Consider the following 15,710-nt stretch of genomic DNA (forward strand, 5'->3'; position numbering starts at 1 on the left):
CCATGTACCGACGCGGTTCACGCGGTCCCCGCGGTCTGGGTGTGGTGCTGGCGGGCGCACTCGCCTCGGCCGCGCTGGCCGGGGTGTCACCGGCGCAGGCGCAGGCGCAGGAGCAGTGCCGGTCGAACACCAGCACGGTCAGCGGCGCGTCCCTCTCGTTCAGGATGTGCTGGGACTCGTCCGGCACCCGCATCAACTACACGCTGAGGGACACGCTCGCTGACGGCCGGCGCGCCGAGGCGTGGATCTCCAGCCCCGTGGACGGCGTCGACAAGATCGACGAAGTCCTCGGTGCGGGCGACAGTCACGTCGACTGGACGACCTTCACCTTCGCCACCAGCGACGTCTGGATGAGGGCGTGCACCAGCGACGCGAACACCAATCGCAGGTGCGACAGCTGGCGGTGACCCGCGCTGCCACGCGGTGCCACGCACCGCGACGCGACGCCCGGAGGGGCCCGGCATCCGCCGGGCCCCTCCGCTCGTGCGGCGGGTCCGGGTGTCCGGCGTGCGGGTCTAGCAGCAGAGTGCGTCGCCCAGCGGCGTGCGTGCGTACCGTACGGCCCTGCCGCTGCGGGTGCGGCTGAGGAGGCCCGCGTCGTAGAGCACCGCCAGGTGCTGGCTCACCGCGCCCGGGGTGACGTGCAGGCGGTGGGCGAGTTCGGTGGTGGAGGCCGGTTCGGCGAGCAGGAGCAGCAGGCGGGCGCGGGGCCGGCCGAGGAGACGGACGAGGGCGTCGTCGGTGACCGGCGGCGGTGTCTCGGAGAGGGTGGCCCTGCCGCGCGCCGGATACATCAGCACCGGCGGCCGTGACGGGTCGATCAGGGGCTGGGCGCCCCGGGCGAACAGGGTCGGCAGCAGCACCATGCCCCGTCCGGCGATACTGACGTCCGCCCAGGGGGCCTGGAGCAGGAAGTCCCGTGTGGACAGCTGGAGACGGCTGCCGGTCCAGGTGAGCCGGCGGTCGAGGCCGGGCAGCAGCGCGCCCGCGCCCTGCTCGGCCAGCACGCGTCCCCGGTGGGCGAGGTCGGCCTCCAGGATGCTCTGCACCCGCGGCCACCAGTCCGTGGCCAGGCAGGTGTGCCAGTAGGCGTCGAGCGCGTCGGCGATCCGGGTGAGGAACGCGGCGGGTTCGACGAGGCCCCGCGCGACGACGGGCGGCAGGGCGTCCTCGGTCCGGTAGGTGGCGCGGAAGTCGGCGACGACCACCTCGAGCGGGGTGGCACGGACCCGGTCCAGTTCGTCGGCGAAGGCGGGCCGGGCCCGGTCGGGGCGTGGGGTGAGGAAGTCCGGGACCCACAGCCAGGGGGCCACGAGAGCGGTGAGCAGTTCGCGGTCGAGGGTCTCCAGGCGCGGGCGGATGCGGCGCAGCCACGGGCGGTGATGGGGGTAGCGGGCCGCGTCGTGCAGGCAGCGCAGGGAGAAGACCGCCTCCTGGAGCGGGGAGTACGCGAAGGAGGTGGTGGCGAGGTCACCCACGGCGAACCGGATCTCGATCATTCAGTGCCAGGCTAAATCAATGCCGCCACGGCGTCGCCCCCGGGTTGGCTGTGGGCATGACCGCGACACCCGCCTCTTCGGCCTCCTCGGCTTCCGACCGGGGCAGTTCCCCGCAGTCCCCGGCGTCGGGACACGCCGCCCGCCGCTCCGGCCTGCTGCCCACCGACCCCGTGCTGCGCCGCGCCTCCCTGCTGACCCTCGTCAACTCCCTCGGCAACGGCCTCTACTTCCCGCTGGGCGTCCTGTACTTCACCCGGATCGTCGGCCTCGACACGACGGCCGTCGGTCTCGGGATGACGGGCGCGGGACTGGTCGGCGTGGCGGCCGGGGTGCCCGCCGGGCGGGCGGCGGACCGGTGGGGCTCCCGCCGCGTGGCCGCGCTGCTGTGGGCCGGGACCGGGGTGGCGACGGCCGGGTACGTGCTGGTGCACTCGTACACGGGGTTCCTGCTCGCCGTCGTCTGCGCGACGGGCCTGCAGATGGCCTCGCGTGGGGTGCAGGGCGCGCTGTACGCGGACGTGCTGCCGGCGGCGACGCGGGTGGAGGCGCGGGCGTATCTGCGGATGGTGACGAACGTGGGCATGGGCGTGGGCGGCGTGTTCGGGGCGGTCGCGCTCCAACTCGACACGCGTGGCGCCTATGTGGCGGTGATCGTGCTGAACGCCGTGTCGTTCGCGGGGCCCGCGCTGCTGATCCCGGGGCTGCCCCTGGCCGCGCATGCCCTGGACCGCCCGCCCCTCGCCGCGGACGCGCCGGCCGCCGACCGCTGGCGCGCGGTGCGCGACCTGCCGTTCCTCGCGGTGACCGTGCTGAACGCCGTCCTGGTCGTGCAGTACACGCTGTCCGAGGTGGGCCTGCCGCTGTGGATCGTGGAGCGGACCGAGGCGCCGCGCTGGACGGCGGCCCTGCTGATGATCGTGAACTGTGTGCTGGTCGCCCTGCTCCAGGTCCCGGTCGCCCGCCGTTTCTCCCAAGTCCCCGCCGCCGTACGGGCGATGCGCTGGTCGGGCCTGCTGCTGGCCGCCGCCTGCGCGGTCTACGCCCTCTCCGCCGGCCTCTCCCCGGTGTGGGCGGTCCTCGCCCTCACCGCCGGCGCCGTCGTCCACGTCCTCGCCGAGGTCCTCTCCGCGGCCGGCGGCTGGACCCTCGGCTACGCCCTCGCCGACTCCCGCGCCCACGGCGTCTACCAGGGCGTCTTCGGGGCCGGCATGTCCGCGGGGATGATGGCGGGCCCGGCCCTGGTCACCGTGACCGCGATCCGGCACGGCTCGGCCGGCTGGGCGGTGCTCGGCGTGCTGTTCGCGGTGGCGGGACTGGCGATGGGGCCGGTGGTGCGGTGGGCGGGACGGGACGGGTGGCGGGGGGAGGAGGACTGAGAGGACGGCACTCCGGGCGAGGTTCTTCGTCCCTCCCGGCGGTGGGGCGCCTCGGAGGGGTGCCTCCTCCCTCCCCACCGAGGCGACTCGCCTTCCCCGCGGCCCACGGCCCCGCGGCCCCGCAGCCCCTCGTCGTCCCGTCCGAGGCGTCTTTTCCCCTCCGTCCGAGCCGCGCCCGCCACCCCGCCTTCGGTCCCTCAGGCGCCCAGCCGCGGATCCCGGCCGCTCGCCGCCAACGCCCGCTCGAACACCGGCGCGTCGTCCGGCACCGGCACCGGGTCGGCGAAGCCGCCGTACTGGCGGTAGAGGCCGGCGTGGCGTTCGACGACGTCGAGCATCAGGCGGGCGGCGCCCTCGGAGACGTGGAAGGTCTGACCGGTGCGGACGGCAACGTCCCAGCCGTGCACCGCCATCTCCTTGGCGATCATCGAGGCCAGCTCGGCGGCGGGCAGCGCGGCGGGGCCGAGGTCGACCTCGCCCTCCCAGACGGCCGGGTCGGACCAGGCGGCGACCGCGCGGTCGAGCCGGGCGGCGTACGCCTCGGCCCAGTCCGGGTCGGCGGTGAAGTCGCGGGCGAGGAGGTCCTCGGGGAGCTGCCTGCGCAGGGCGCGGTGCTCCAGGCCGTGGGAGGTGTAGAGGACCCAGTGGTTGACCAGGGCGCGCAGGTCCCAGTCGGTGCAGTGGGTGGGGTCGCCCAGCCGGTCGGCCGGGACGCCGCGCGCGACGCGCGCCGCCTCGGCGGCGCATTCGGACAGGTACTGGTGGGTCTCGTCGTACTTCATGCCCTCACGCTAGGAAGCGCGCGGCCGGGACTCTTGAACAAACGCGACAGCTTCGTCGGCCGGGTCGAGCGGTTCCGGCAGCGGCAGCGAGCCGGGGGCCCGGCGCAGGGTGTGTACCCTCCGTCGCATGATCGAGCAGAGTTTCCCGGTGGGGGGTGAGTTCCGGGTCCGTCGGCTCGGCTTCGGCACCGCCCAGCTCACCGGTCCCGGCTACTGGGGTCCGCGCGGTGACGCCCGGGACGCCGTCGCGGTGCTGCGGCGGGCGGTGGAGCGGGGGGTCACGCTGATCGACACCGCGGACAACTACGGCCCGTCCCTCGCGGAGGAGTTGATCGCCGAGGCTCTCCACCCCTACCCCGAGGGCCTGTTGATCGCCACGAAGGGCGGGGTCGTCCGGACGAGCGGGAGCGCCTGGCACGTGGACGGGCGGCCCGAGCGGCTGCGCGCGATGTGCGAGGCGAGCCTGCGCAGACTGCGCCTCGACACCATCGGCCTGTACCAGCTGCACCGGCTCGACCCGGCCGTCCCGATGGCCGAACAACTGGGCGCGCTCGACACGTTGCGGGCGGAGGGCAAGATCCGGCACATCGGCCTGGACACGGTCACGGCCGAACAGCTCGCGGCGGCGGCGGAGTTGACGCGGATCGCGTCCGTGCAGAACCGCTACCACCTTCTCGACCGGGCCTCCGAGCGGCTGCTGCGGCTGTGCGAGGCACGGGGCATCGCCTTCCTGCCGTGGTTCCCGCTGGGCAACGGGACGCTCACGACCGACCCGGTGTGCGCGTCGATCGCCGCCGCGCACGGCGCCAGTCCGGCCCGGATCGCCCTGGCCTGGCTGCTGCACCACTCCCCCGTGCTCTGCCCGGCTCCCGGCACCGGCACCCTCGCCCACCTGGACGACAATCTGGACGCGGCCGCCGTACGTCTCACGGCGCAGGAGATGTCCCGGCTGGACGCCCTGGTCTGACCTGGCCCGTGGGGCAGGGTCCGGGGGTCCGGGCAGGGACGACGGCGGCCTCCGCGATCGCGAGGGTCCGGGATGGAACGACGGCGGCCTCCGCGATCGCGTCGGCCGCCCCCGTCCACGGCCAGCGGTAGGTCACCCTCCCGGCGCCCCTCCCGGCGCCCCTTCCGGCGTCTCCGCCGTCATCTCCACCAGCTTGACCACGGTGTTCCAGTTGCGGGTGGTGGCGATCAGGCCCTTGGTCACCCGGGGCCTGGAGAGTTGTGCGGCGAGCTTGGAGCGGCCCAGGCCGTCGGGGGCGTACAGGTACAGGGCGCGGTCGCCGAGGCGGAACTCCTCGGGCAGGTGGGCCGCCCGGTCGATGCCCGCGAAGCGGTCGGGCCCGACCGGCGCGGAGAAGTAGGTGACGTGGAGCTGCTTGGCCGCGAGGTCGGCGGCGGGGAACGGGCAGGCCTCGGCGACGGCCTTCAGATAGGCGTGGTCGCGGACGATCACGTCGACGCCGAAGCCGAACTGCTTCTCGATCGCCCGCGTGATCTCCCCGGCGAGGCCGTCCTCGTCACCGTGGCCGGCGGAGAAGACGGCCTGGCCGCTCTGGAGGTAGGTGCGCACGTGGTCGTGGCCGAGGCCCTCCAGGAGGGTGCGCAGGGCGGCCATCGGGAGCTTCTTGGCGCCACCCACGTTGATGCCGCGCAGCAGCGCCGCGTACGTCGTCGTCATCCGCCCACGATAAGGCGGCCGCGGTGCCTCGTGGGGGTCGGCCGACGACCGCCGCCCCCGGCCCGTTCGGGCGCGTTGCGGGAACTCCGGCCCGCCGGACGGACCGGGCGGCTCCGCTTCTTCCCTGGTCATCGCCCCCGAGATCCGCGACATAGGTGTAAGGGGCCGCCTCCTCCCCTGCGGTGAGACGGCGCGCTCCGACGGGAGGAGCCGGGTGGCCGGGACGTCACCGGACAGCACGACGAGATGGCTTTATCCGGCCCATACCTTCGAAGTGAAAGGTGGCGGCAGGGGGTCGCCACCGCATCCAAGGGGGCAAGCCCGTCATGGGGAACGGAGATTCGCGGGTGCGGGGCATCGCCGCGCGGGCCGGCGGCTGGAGTGCCCGGCACCGCTGGGCGGCCGTCGGCATCTGGGTGCTGTTCGTCGTCCTGGCCATGGGGCTCGGGTCGGCGGCGGGCCGGGTCGACGTCAAGGACAGTGACCAGCTCAAGGGGGAGACGCACACCGCCGCCAAGATCATCGAGGACGCCGGGATCGAGGAGCCCGCCAGTGAGACGGTCCTCGTGCAGGCGAAGGACGACGGGCTGACGGCCACGGACGCCGAGTTCCGGCAGGCCGTCGAGGCGGTCGTGAAGGCCGTCGAGGGCACCGGCGAGGTCACCGACGTCACCTCGCCGTACGACACGCGGACGATCTCCGAGGACGGGCGCAGCGCGCTGGTGCAGTTCGACATCAGCGGCGACTCCGACACCGCTGGGGAGCGGGTGGAGCCGGTCCTGAAGGCCGTCGAGGGCGTGCAGAAGGAGCACGACGCGCTGCGGATCGAGGAGATCGGCGGCGCCAGCATGATGAAGACGTTCGACGACGCGTTCGGGGACGACTTCCAGAAGGCCGAGTACTCCGCGGCGCCGGTGGCCCTCGGCATTCTGCTCATCGCCTTCGGCGCGCTGGTGGCGGCGGTGCTGCCGGTGCTGCTGGCGATCACCGCGATCATGGCGACGATGGGCCTGATGGGCGTCGTCAGCCACGTCATGCCGATGAGCGACACCGCGAACTCCGTGATGCTGCTGGTGGGTCTGGCGGTCGGCGTCGACTACTGCCTGTTCTACCTGCGCCGGGAGCGCGAGGAGCGGGCCGCGGGCCGGGACGCGCAGACGGCGCTGAGGATCGCCGCCGCGACCAGTGGCCGCGCGATCGTCGTCTCCGGTGTCACGGTGTGCGTGGCCATGGCGGGCATGCTGTTCACCGGGCTCGCCGAGTTCGAGGCGATGGGCCTGGCCTCGCTGATGGTCGTCGCCGTGGCCATGATCGGCTCCGTGACCGTGCTGCCCGCGCTGCTCTCCCTGCTGGGCGAGCGGGTCGAGAAGGGCCGCCTGCCGTTCCTGCGGCGCCGCAGCACCGCCGGCGGCGGCGGGGACAGCCGGTTCTGGACGGCCGTCCTGAAGGGCGTGCTGGCCAAGCCCGTCGTCTCCGTGGTGGTCGCGGCCGGCGCGCTGCTCGCCATCGCGGCGCCCGCGCTCGGCATGAAGACGCAACAGCTCACCCTGGACCAGGAGTTCGGCGACTCGCTGCCCATCGTGCAGACGTACAACCGGCTCAACGAGGCGTTCCCTGGAGGGTCCGAGCCGGCCGAGGTGGTCGTCAAGGCGGACGACATCAACGCGCCCGAGGTGAAGTCCGCGCTGGCCGACTTCCGTGAGCGGGCGATCAGTTCGGGTGCCTCGCGCGGCCCGGTCGAGATCAAGCTGCACGACGCGCAGAACATCGCCTTCGTGTACGTCCCGCTGGTCGGCGGCTCCGACCTGGACAAGGCGGGCGCGAGCCTGGACAGGCTGCGCGACGACGTGCGGCCGGCCACGCTCGGCACGGTGGACGGCGTCGAGGCGCCGATCACCGGGCAGGTCGCCGGGTCGAAGGACTTCAACGACCAGCTGGCCGGAGCGGTCGTCCCGGTCTTCGCGTTCGTCGTGATCTTCGCCTTCGCGCTGATGCTGCTGTCGTTCCGCTCGCTGACGATCGCGCTCACCTCGATCGTGCTGAACCTGCTGTCGGTGGGCGCGGCCTACGGCATCCTCGTGGCGGTGTTCCAGCACGGCTGGGGCGCGTCGCTGGTGGGCGCGGAGGGCGTCGGCGCCATCATCACCTGGCTGCCGCTGTTCCTCTTCGTGATCCTGTTCGGTCTGTCGATGGACTACCACGTGTTCGTGGTCTCCCGGATCCGCGAGGCACGGCTGCGGGGCCGGACGACGAAGGACGCGATCTCGCACGGCGTGGTCACCACGGCGGGTGTCGTGACCAGCGCCGCCGTCATCATGGTGGCCGTGTTCGCGATCTTCGGAACGCTGTCCATGCAGTCCATGAAGCAGATGGGCGTGGGCCTCGCGGCGGCCGTCCTGATCGACGCGACGATCATCCGGGGCGTGCTGCTCCCGGCGGTGATGGCCCTGCTGGGCGAGCGCAACTGGTACCTGCCGAAGTGGCTGCACCGGCTGCCGGACCTCACCCACGACGAGGCGCCGGAGCCGCTCGCGCCGACGGCGCGGGACGACGAGGGTGAGCCGGTGAGGGTCTGAACCCTCCCGTACCGAGGGCCCGTTGACCACCGGGGAGTCAACGGGCCCTCACCCGTGCGGGCCGGGCGGGTCGCCGGGGCCGGTCAGCCGTCGTTCAAGGTGGCTGGGCCACGGACGTCCGGACCTCCAGGACGTGCTCGTCGCAGCGCACGATCTCCAGGATCCGCTCCGGACGCGCACCCCCCTCGAAGGAGAGGGCGACGCGACGGTCCCCCACCTGCCGCCAGCGACCGCGCACCGTGTCGGGGGCGTCACCGCGCCCCACCGGCCGGTCGACGAAGGTGCCGTCGGGGGCGAACTCCATGCCACGGCGGCCCCGCGCCGGAGGGAAGGGGTGATGCTCGGGCCGGAAGACCGTCACGTCGTCGTGGTCCTCCTCGTGGGAGTGCAGCCAGGACCGGAACAGGGCCGCCGGGAGTTCTCGCATGAGCCGCCACCCCTTGCCACCTCGGGCCAATTGGCGGGTTTATGCCTGTTTGCCTAGAATTCCCAGTGTATGGGCTCGTGGGCGGCAGGCAAACGCCCGCCCGGTCGGCGTCTCCGCCCCCAGCAGCGCGTGTCCGACGCGCAGTTCCCAGCCGCGAGCGCGGCTTCCGCACATGTCCCCGAGGGACGCAGCCATGTCCGATGCGCAGTCATTCCTCCGCACCACCTCCGACGACTACAGCCGCTGGTGCGGCACCATGGAGGTACACCGCAGGTTCCTCGACCTGAACCCCGAGTACGCCGGCAACCGGGTCCTGATCGAGAACACCGCGTTCGCCTACGAGCAGGGCGAGCGGTTCGCCGCCCGGCAGGGCGTGATCGACATTCCCGTCGTCGTGCACGTGGTCTTCGACTCCCCCGAGCAGAACATCGGCGACGCCCAGATCCGCAGTCAGATCGACGTCCTGAACCAGGACTTCCGCGGCACGAACCCGGACGTCGGCAACGTGCCCTCGGTGTGGCGGGACCTCGTCGCCGACGCGCGCATCGAGTTCCACCTCGCCCGGACCGACCCGCTGGGGCGGCCCACGTCCGGCATCACGCGCAGGCAGACCGGGAACAGGGACTTCGGCACGGACGACCAGGTCAAGTTCACGCTGAGCGGAGGGCACGACGCCTGGCCCGCGAACGCGTACCTCAACATCTGGGTCTGCCTGCTGCGCCGCGGCCTGCTGGGGTACGCCCAGTTCCCCGGTGGCGCGGCGGCCACGGACGGCGTCGTCATCACCCACACCGGTTTCGGCACCAACGGCACCGCCACCGCGCCGTTCAACGGAGGCCGCACCGCCACGCACGAGATCGGGCACTGGCTCAACCTGCGGCACATCTGGGGCGACGACGACGCGGGGTGCAGCGGCAGCGACTTCGTGGCGGACACCCCCAACCAGGCGGGGCCCAACCTGGGCGCTCCCCGATTCCCGCACGTGACGTGCAACAACGCCCCGAACGGCGACATGTTCGTGAACTACATGGACTACACCGACGACGCGGCGATGGTCATGTTCACCAAGGGCCAGGCGGCGCGCATGGACGCCACGCTCGACAACGCGCGCCTGCCCCTCACCCGCCAGGCCGTTCCCGTGTGACGGCCGCGCCCTCGCGGCGAGCGGCCAGTTCGGCCTCGACGAGGTCGGCCGCCCGGCGCGTGCCGCCCTCCTGGGCCATGCCGGCCTGGATCTCCTTCAGCCGCCGTGCGACCCCGGGGTCGTCGACCAGGGCCAGGGCCGCGGCTCGCAGCGTCCCGGCGGTCGCCTCCTCGGCCGGGACGTGCCGGGCCACACCGAGCGCCTGGAGCATGTCGGCGTTCCCGAACTGGTCCACGGCCTGCGGTACGGCGATCATCGGGGTGGCCGTGGCCAGTCCCTCCTGGCTGCCGCCGGCGCCGGCGTGGGTGACGAACAGGTCCGCCTGGTTCAGGATCGCCAACTGCGGGACCCAGGAGCGCACTTCGACGGTGTCGGGCACCTCCCCCAGCTCGGACGGGTCGACGTGCCTGCCGATCTGGAGCACGAGGTGCCAGCCGGGCAGGCCGGTGAAGGCCCGCACGCAGGCGCGGTAGAAGTCCGGCTGACGGGTGAAGGTCGATCCGAGCGAGACGAGGACGACCTTGTCGGCGCCGGCGGGCCGCGCCCACCCGCCCTCGGCGGCACGGTCGCCCTGGCAGGCGCCGACGAAGGTGTACACGCTCTCGTCGACCCGGTCGGCGTGCGGCTGGAGCGCCTTCGGGATGAGGACCAGGGAACGGGCGGGCCGGCCGGTGAACGAGTCGGGGTGCTCGGTGATCCCGTTCTCCTCCAGCCAGGCCTCGAAGCGGGCGTAGTAGGCCCGGCCGCGCTCGGTCTTCCGGGGTTCCGCCCACATCGGCTCGGCGACCTCCTCCTCGTAGCCCTCCCAGGCGACGAGGTTGGGCGAGAGGGAGATCGCGGGCACGCCCCAGCGGTGGGCGAGGACGCGGGCCGGGTAGGAGGTGATGTCGTGCAGGACGAGGTCGGGTTCGTCCCCGTCGTAGGCCTCGGTCAGCTGGGGCAGCGCCTGGACGGCGTCGGCCAGGAAGGGCTCCACGTGGTCGAGGAGGGTGGTGCCCCAGGCCGACGGGTCGGCGTCGGGCGAGGGCAGGGTGGAGCGCCACGGCTTCACCTCGGCGCCGGTCGCGGCGACCTTGCCGGCGAAGGCGGGCGGGACGGCGTAGGTGACCCGGTGCCCGCGCGCGACGAGTTCCCGGATCACCTCCAGGCTGGGGTTCACATGGCCGTGGGCGGCGATGGAGAACATGGCGATGTGCGCGGGAGCGGTCATGCCCCCGACAGTACGCGAGACGAGACGTCTCGTACAACTAATGTGAGCGGGTCCTTCCCGCCCCGACGACGGACACCTCGGCCGGCACCGGCGGAGATGACACGGCATCACCGCACCGGAGTGCCGCCCGTGTTCCGGATCATCCGCCGGAGCACCTTCAGGGCGGTGACGTAGTCGGCGTCGTCGATGCCCTGGTGGATGCGGTCGCGGATGGCCGGCGCGTGCCGCTTCATCCCGGCGCGGGCATCCTCGCCCGCCTCGGTGATCCACAGCCGTCCCCCGGCGTCGCGGGTGAGCCAGCCGCGCTCCAGCAGGACGTCCGCCTCGGCCTCCAGGTCGTCCTCGGCCCTGAGATAGGAGCCCATGGCCCGCTGGAGCTCGGTGACGGTCTTGCCCTGGCCGTCGGGCGAGATGTCGTTCTTCGACAGGTTGCGCAGCAGCCAGTACTGCGGCTGGGTGAAACCCAGCTCGGCCTGCCGGGCCCGGGTGAACGCGATGAGGGCCTCGTAGGCCACTCCGGTCCAGTAGGCGGCCGGCTGTGCGGCGAGTTCGGCGTCGGTGATCTGCTGGCTCGTCATGTGCGGAGCTCCCCACGGGTGATCGCTGATGCGGGCACCGTAGGACCTGAAGTTATGTTGAGGTCAAGGTGTTGCGGGCCGGCCCCGGCGGCCTCACGGGCCGGGCAGGAGCCGGGCATGTCGAGGACCGGGCCGAGGACCGCGGGGACACCGCGGTCCGGCCAGGTCAGCGCTGGTACCGCGCCAGCACCAGGTTCCCGTCCTCCTCCAGTCGTCTGTGCAGGTCACCGAGGCCGATCGAGCCGCTGTAGTACTCCTGGAAGGCGGGTGTGGCGACCTTGTCCTTCCACTCCGGGTAGCCGCGGACGGACTGCGCGGGTGCCGGGCGCAGGTGTGCGGCCAGCGCCGTGCCGGTGGCCCAGTCGTCCTTCGTGGTGTGCAGGGCCGGGTCGGCGAGCGCCCGGGTGCCGGTGGGCAGCATCCAGTCGCCCAGCGCGAGCCGGACCATGTTCCGCGGCCGGAGCAGGAAGTCGATGAAGGCGACGGCCTCCTCCCGGTGCGGGCTGTCCTCGGCGACGGACAGGGTCTGCGGGCTGACGCCCTGGGTGAGCCCGTCGGCGCCGGCCGGGGCGGGCAGGACCTGCCAGTCGAAGCCCTCCGGCGCCTGCTGGACGATCTGCTGGCGGTAGGAGAAGCCGAGCGGGACCATCGCGTACTTGCCGGCGAAGAATCCGGGCAGGGTGTCCGAGCCGCCGCTGCCCAGCAGCGAGCCCGGCGCGCTGCCGTCCACGCCGACCTGGTCGTGGACGGTGCGCGGCACGACCTCGTCGCCGGCCCCGAAGCGGACCGTGACCCTGCCGTCGGCGCCCCGGTGGAAGAGCTGTCCGCCCGCCGACAGGGAGAGGTTGAGGGTGGCGGAGACGGGGTCCTTCAGCGGCCAGGCCACGCCGTACCTGCCGTCACCGCTGAGCCGTGCGGTGATGTCACGGAACTCCGCCCAGCTCCACGGCCGTTCGGGGGTCGGGTTCCGCACCCCCGACTCCTTCAGCCAGGTGGCGTTGGCGATGAGGACGCGCGGCTCCTGGAGGAAGGGCACACCGTAGATGCCGTCCCCGAAGGTCGTCGTCTCCCAGCTGCGCCGCGGGATGTCCGCCCTGAGCCGCTCGGGCAGCAGGTCGGTCAGGTCGGCGAGGTAGCCGCCGTAGGCGAAGTCCGCGAGGTCGTCGGAGGCGTCGTGGATGACGTCCGGCGCCTCGCCGCCCTCGAAGGAGGTGAGGAGCTGGTCGTGGACGCTGTCCCAACTGCCCTGTACGTACTCGACCTTGACGTCCGGGTGGCTCGCGTTCCACTCCCGTACGAGGTCCTTGGTGGCCTGGACGGACTCCTCCTGCCAGGCCAGGGACTGGAAGCGCAGGGTGATCGGGCCGGTGCCGGAGTCGCCGCCGCCCGTGCAGCCGGCGAGCAGCAGGCTCAGGACGAGCAGGACGGTCCATCGTGTGCGCATCAGCTCTTCACCGCCCCGGCGAGCATGCCGCTGGTGATCCGACGCTGGATGACCGCGAAGACGGCCAGCGAGGGAAGGGTGGCGAGGAAGGCGGCGGCGGCCAGCGGGCCGAGGTCGGCGACGCCCTCCGCGCCGATGAAATGGGTGAGCACGACCGGCAGGGTCTGCTTCTCCGGCGACTTCAGCAGCACCAGCGCGAAGAAGAACTCGTTCCACGCCGTGATGAACGAGAACAGCCCCGTCGCCACGATCCCCGGCGCGAGCAGCGGCGCCGTCACCGACACCAGCGTCCTGAGCCGCCCGGCGCCGTCGACGGCCGCCGCCTCCTCCAGCTCGACGGGCACCGCGCGGACGTACCCGGCCAGCATCCACAGCGCGAACGGCAGGGCCCACACCACGTACACCAGGATGAGGCCGGGCAGGGAGTCGATCAGCCTCAGGTTCTTCAGCACCAGGAACAGCGGGATGATCACCAGCACGAGGGGGAAGGCCTGGCTGACCACCACCCAGCCGGTCGCGGCCCGCGCGAGCCGTGTGCGGTGCCGGGCGATGACGTAGGCCAGCGGGGTCGCGATCAGTACGGCGATCAGTGCGGCCCCGGCGGCGGCGAGCAGGGAGTTGCCCGCGGCGCGCAGCAGCGGCTGTTCGTCGAAGGCCTGCCGGAAGTTGTCGAGGGTGGGCTCCTCCGGGATCCAGGTGGGGTGCAGACTGCCCAACTCCCGGGGTGACTTGAAGGCCGTGGAGAGGAGCCAGAGGAAGGGGAAGGCGAGGAAGACGAGGTAGGCGAGCAGGGCGAGGTACTGGCCGGCGCGGCCCGTGGTGCTGGTCCTCATGCCTCGTCACCTCCCCTGAGCCGGCCCACCAGGAACAGGGCGAGGAGCACCGACACCACCGCGACCAGCACGCATCCCATCGCCGCCGCGTAGCCGAACTGCCCGTAGCGGAACGCCTCCTCGTAGGCGAAGAGCATGGGCAGCCGGGTGCGGCCGCCGGGTCCGCCGCTGGTCAGGACGTAGACCAGGGCGAAGGAGTTGACGTTCCAGATGAAGTTCAGGGCGGTGACGGCGAGCGCGACGGGGCGCAGCGCGGGCCAGGTGACCGTGCGGAAGCGGCGCCAGGCGCCCGCTCCGTCGACGGCGGCGGCCTCGTGGAGTTCGCGCGGGGTGTTCTGCAGACCGGCGAGCAGGGCGACGGTCGTCTGCGGCATGCCCGCCCAGACGCCGACGACGATCACGGCGGGCAGGGCGGTCGTCAGCCCGCTCAGCCAGTCCCGTCCGTCGCCGAGGCCCAGGTCGCGCAGTGTCTCGTTGAGGACACCGGCGTCGGGGCTGTAGACGAGCCGCCACATGATGCCGACGACGACCTCGGGCATCGCCCAGGGAACGATCGCGAGGGCGCGGGCCAGCCAGCGCAGCCGTAACTCCTGGTGGAGCAGCAGGGCCAGGCCGAGGGCGAGCAGGAACTGCGGGACGGTCACCCCGACCGCCCAGACCAGCCCGATGCGGAACGACTCCCAGAACAGCGTGTCGTGCCACAGGTCCCGGAAGTTGAGCCCGCCGATCCACTGCGTGGGCGCCGTCCGGCCCGACTGGGCGTCGGTGAACGCCAGCAGGATCCCGTACAGCAGCGGGCCGACGCTCAGCACGAGGACGGGGATCAGCGCGGGCAGGACGAGGAACCAGGCGCCGTGGCCGGCGGCGAGGCGTGGCGGCGGCCCGGTGCGGGACGCCCGCCGCGCGGCCCTTGTCCCCTCGCCTCTTCCCTCGGCGCTCCTCCCCTCGCGCCCGTTCCCCTCGCGCCCTCTCTCCCCGGTCGTCCCCTCGGTCGTCGACGGCACGATGCGGTCCCCCTTCCCGCGGTGGTGACGGGCCCCGCCATGGTCGTGAAGCCGGTGTACGCCGTCAAGGCACCGCGCAGGGGCCCGACCTGTACGAATGCGAGACTGGCCGTCGGATGGCCGGAACCCGACGCCGTCCCTGGAGCAGCGGGCACACGACGACACGGAGGCGGACGATGGACGAGGCACGCGCGCGGGAGGTACTGGCCGCGGCGGGAGTGCTGCCCGGCCCGGCACGGGACGCGCGGCTCCTCGCCCTGGGCGAGAACGCGGTGTTCGCCGCCGGGGACCTGGTGGTGAAGGTGGGCCGCGACGCCGAACTCCTCGACCGGGCGAGGCGCGAGCTGGACGTCGCGGCGTGGCTCGCCGAGGCGGACGTCCCCGCGGTGCGGGCGGCCGAGCCGAAGGCCCTGCTGGCCGAGGGGCACCCGGTGACGGTGTGGCACCGGCTGCCCGACCCGGTACGGCCCGCCGAGCCGCGGGATCTGGCCGGACTCCTGCGGATCGTGCACGCCCTGCCCTCCCCCTCCTTCGCCCTGCCCGCGCGCGACCTGCTGGCCGGCGTGGAGCGCTGGCTGCGGCTCGCGGGCGACGCGATCGATCCGGCGGACGCCGCGTATCTGCGTGAGCGCCGGGACGGCTTCGCGGCGGCCGCCGCCGCGCTCACCCCGCACCTCACGCCCGGCCCGATCCACGGCGACGCGTTGCCCCGCAATGTCCACGTCGGTCCCGACGGCCCGGTCCTGGTCGACCTGGAGACCTTCTCCGCCGACCTGCGCGAGCACGACCTGGTCGTGATGGCCCTCTCCCGCGACCGCTACGGCCTGCCGGCCGAGGCCTACGACTCCTTCACCTCGGCGTACGGCTGGGATGTGCGGGAGTGGGAGGGCTGTTCGGTGCTGCGGGGCGCCCGCGAGACGGCGAGCTGCGCCTGGGTCGCCCAGCACGCGCCGGCCAACCCGAGGGCACTGGAGGAGTTCCGGCGCCGGGTGGCATCGCTGCGGGACGGGGACGAGGCGGTGCGCTGGTACCCGTTCTGAGCGGTTCCCGCACGGGGAGCTGCGCCGGGCCGGAACGGTGGTGATGGCCAGGACGGTCCCCGGCGCCGCGAGAAGGAGTCAGGCGGGGGCGCCGTCCAGCACCTTGTGGGACA

The 15,710-nt window shown here is 73.0% G+C and carries 14 protein-coding genes and 1 pseudogene; 6 read left to right on the top strand and 9 right to left on the bottom strand.

What is annotated here, in order from left to right:
- Window positions 1-2: 2 nt before the first annotated feature.
- Complete coding sequence (locus tag ACF1A1_RS27040; protein WP_392003473.1) at window positions 3-407, top strand: hypothetical protein; 405 nt, start codon at window positions 3-5, stop codon at window positions 405-407.
- A 108-nt stretch (window positions 408-515) separates the two neighbouring features.
- On the opposite strand, the gene ACF1A1_RS27045 is transcribed toward ACF1A1_RS27040, so the two are convergent.
- The gene (locus ACF1A1_RS27045; RefSeq protein WP_392003474.1) at window positions 516-1,499 is read right to left on the bottom strand and encodes an ArsR family transcriptional regulator; all 984 of its coding nucleotides are present in this window, start codon (window positions 1,497-1,499) and stop codon (window positions 516-518) included.
- A gap of 56 nt (window positions 1,500-1,555) precedes the next feature.
- Here ACF1A1_RS27045 and ACF1A1_RS27050 point away from each other — a divergent pair, with 56 nt between their 5' ends.
- Window positions 1,556-2,875, top strand: a complete 1,320-nt coding sequence (locus ACF1A1_RS27050; RefSeq protein ID WP_392003476.1) for an MFS transporter — start codon at window positions 1,556-1,558, stop codon at window positions 2,873-2,875.
- Between the two features lie 197 nt (window positions 2,876-3,072).
- Here the strand turns inward: ACF1A1_RS27050 and ACF1A1_RS27055 are convergent, their stop codons facing one another.
- Window positions 3,073-3,657 (bottom strand): TIGR03086 family metal-binding protein, encoded by a 585-nt coding sequence (locus ACF1A1_RS27055; protein WP_392003478.1) that lies wholly within the window; start codon window positions 3,655-3,657, stop codon window positions 3,073-3,075.
- Between the two features lie 127 nt (window positions 3,658-3,784).
- Here ACF1A1_RS27055 and ACF1A1_RS27060 point away from each other — a divergent pair, with 127 nt between their 5' ends.
- Window positions 3,785-4,624: an aldo/keto reductase gene (locus ACF1A1_RS27060; RefSeq protein WP_392003479.1), complete on the top strand. Its 840-nt coding sequence runs from the start codon at window positions 3,785-3,787 to the stop codon at window positions 4,622-4,624.
- 132 nt (window positions 4,625-4,756) lie between these two features.
- On the opposite strand, the gene ACF1A1_RS27065 is transcribed toward ACF1A1_RS27060, so the two are convergent.
- Window positions 4,757-5,341, bottom strand: a complete 585-nt coding sequence (locus tag ACF1A1_RS27065) for a DUF1697 domain-containing protein (RefSeq protein WP_392003481.1) — start codon at window positions 5,339-5,341, stop codon at window positions 4,757-4,759.
- 326 nt (window positions 5,342-5,667) lie between these two features.
- Here ACF1A1_RS27065 and ACF1A1_RS27070 point away from each other — a divergent pair, with 326 nt between their 5' ends.
- Entirely contained in the window at window positions 5,668-7,917 is a 2,250-nt protein-coding gene (locus ACF1A1_RS27070; RefSeq protein WP_392003482.1) for an MMPL family transporter, read from the top strand.
- A gap of 94 nt (window positions 7,918-8,011) precedes the next feature.
- On the opposite strand, the gene ACF1A1_RS27075 is transcribed toward ACF1A1_RS27070, so the two are convergent.
- The gene (locus ACF1A1_RS27075) at window positions 8,012-8,344 is read right to left on the bottom strand and encodes a hypothetical protein (protein WP_392003483.1); all 333 of its coding nucleotides are present in this window, start codon (window positions 8,342-8,344) and stop codon (window positions 8,012-8,014) included.
- Window positions 8,345-8,537: 193 nt separating this feature from the next.
- Between ACF1A1_RS27075 and ACF1A1_RS27080 the strand changes: the two genes are divergently transcribed.
- Complete coding sequence (locus ACF1A1_RS27080; protein ID WP_392003485.1) at window positions 8,538-9,488, top strand: zinc metalloprotease; 951 nt, start codon at window positions 8,538-8,540, stop codon at window positions 9,486-9,488.
- Here ACF1A1_RS27080 and mgt read toward each other — a convergent pair.
- From mgt to ACF1A1_RS27105, 5 genes and pseudogenes are all read right to left on the bottom strand, one after another.
- A pseudogene (mgt, locus tag ACF1A1_RS27085) lies at window positions 9,463-10,735 on the bottom strand (macrolide-inactivating glycosyltransferase). The gene ACF1A1_RS27080 and the pseudogene mgt overlap by 26 nt on opposite strands.
- A gap of 70 nt (window positions 10,736-10,805) precedes the next feature.
- A complete protein-coding gene (locus tag ACF1A1_RS27090) occupies window positions 10,806-11,276 on the bottom strand; it encodes a MarR family transcriptional regulator (RefSeq protein ID WP_392003486.1) in 471 nt (156 codons plus the stop codon).
- A gap of 166 nt (window positions 11,277-11,442) precedes the next feature.
- Window positions 11,443-12,720: an ABC transporter substrate-binding protein gene (locus tag ACF1A1_RS27095; RefSeq protein ID WP_392003488.1), complete on the bottom strand. Its 1,278-nt coding sequence runs from the start codon at window positions 12,718-12,720 to the stop codon at window positions 11,443-11,445.
- The gene (locus ACF1A1_RS27100) at window positions 12,720-13,553 is read right to left on the bottom strand and encodes a carbohydrate ABC transporter permease (RefSeq protein WP_392003489.1); all 834 of its coding nucleotides are present in this window, start codon (window positions 13,551-13,553) and stop codon (window positions 12,720-12,722) included. The genes ACF1A1_RS27095 and ACF1A1_RS27100 overlap by 1 nt, the downstream gene beginning before the upstream one ends.
- Window positions 13,550-14,557, bottom strand: coding sequence for a carbohydrate ABC transporter permease (locus ACF1A1_RS27105; RefSeq protein ID WP_392003491.1), 1,008 nt, complete (start codon window positions 14,555-14,557; stop codon window positions 13,550-13,552). Before ACF1A1_RS27105 ends, ACF1A1_RS27100 begins: the two co-directional genes overlap by 4 nt.
- Window positions 14,558-14,733: 176 nt before the next feature.
- Between ACF1A1_RS27105 and ACF1A1_RS27110 the strand changes: the two genes are divergently transcribed.
- Window positions 14,734-15,597, top strand: coding sequence for a phosphotransferase enzyme family protein (locus tag ACF1A1_RS27110; RefSeq protein WP_392003493.1), 864 nt, complete (start codon window positions 14,734-14,736; stop codon window positions 15,595-15,597).
- Window positions 15,598-15,710 lie beyond the last annotated feature (113 nt).

It is taken from the genome of Streptomyces sp. NPDC014995 (assembly GCF_043080745.1).
GTDB lineage: Bacteria > Actinomycetota > Actinomycetes > Streptomycetales > Streptomycetaceae > Streptomyces.

Bases quoted from the DNA above. Each gene is read 5' to 3' on its own strand.
- ACF1A1_RS27040 (WP_392003473.1), top strand. From the start codon at position 3: ATGTACCGACGCGGTTCACGCGGTCCCCGCGGTCTGGGTGTGGTGCTG.
- ACF1A1_RS27045 (WP_392003474.1), bottom strand. From the start codon at position 1,499: ATGATCGAGATCCGGTTCGCCGTGGGTGACCTCGCCACCACCTCCTTC.
- ACF1A1_RS27050 (WP_392003476.1), top strand. From the start codon at position 1,556: ATGACCGCGACACCCGCCTCTTCGGCCTCCTCGGCTTCCGACCGGGGC.
- ACF1A1_RS27055 (WP_392003478.1), bottom strand. From the start codon at position 3,657: ATGAAGTACGACGAGACCCACCAGTACCTGTCCGAATGCGCCGCCGAG.
- ACF1A1_RS27060 (WP_392003479.1), top strand. From the start codon at position 3,785: ATGATCGAGCAGAGTTTCCCGGTGGGGGGTGAGTTCCGGGTCCGTCGG.
- ACF1A1_RS27065 (WP_392003481.1), bottom strand. From the start codon at position 5,341: ATGACGACGACGTACGCGGCGCTGCTGCGCGGCATCAACGTGGGTGGC.
- ACF1A1_RS27070 (WP_392003482.1), top strand. From the start codon at position 5,668: ATGGGGAACGGAGATTCGCGGGTGCGGGGCATCGCCGCGCGGGCCGGC.
- ACF1A1_RS27075 (WP_392003483.1), bottom strand. From the start codon at position 8,344: ATGCGAGAACTCCCGGCGGCCCTGTTCCGGTCCTGGCTGCACTCCCAC.
- ACF1A1_RS27080 (WP_392003485.1), top strand. From the start codon at position 8,538: ATGTCCGATGCGCAGTCATTCCTCCGCACCACCTCCGACGACTACAGC.
- ACF1A1_RS27090 (WP_392003486.1), bottom strand. From the start codon at position 11,276: ATGACGAGCCAGCAGATCACCGACGCCGAACTCGCCGCACAGCCGGCC.
- ACF1A1_RS27095 (WP_392003488.1), bottom strand. From the start codon at position 12,720: ATGCGCACACGATGGACCGTCCTGCTCGTCCTGAGCCTGCTGCTCGCC.
- ACF1A1_RS27100 (WP_392003489.1), bottom strand. From the start codon at position 13,553: ATGAGGACCAGCACCACGGGCCGCGCCGGCCAGTACCTCGCCCTGCTC.
- ACF1A1_RS27110 (WP_392003493.1), top strand. From the start codon at position 14,734: ATGGACGAGGCACGCGCGCGGGAGGTACTGGCCGCGGCGGGAGTGCTG.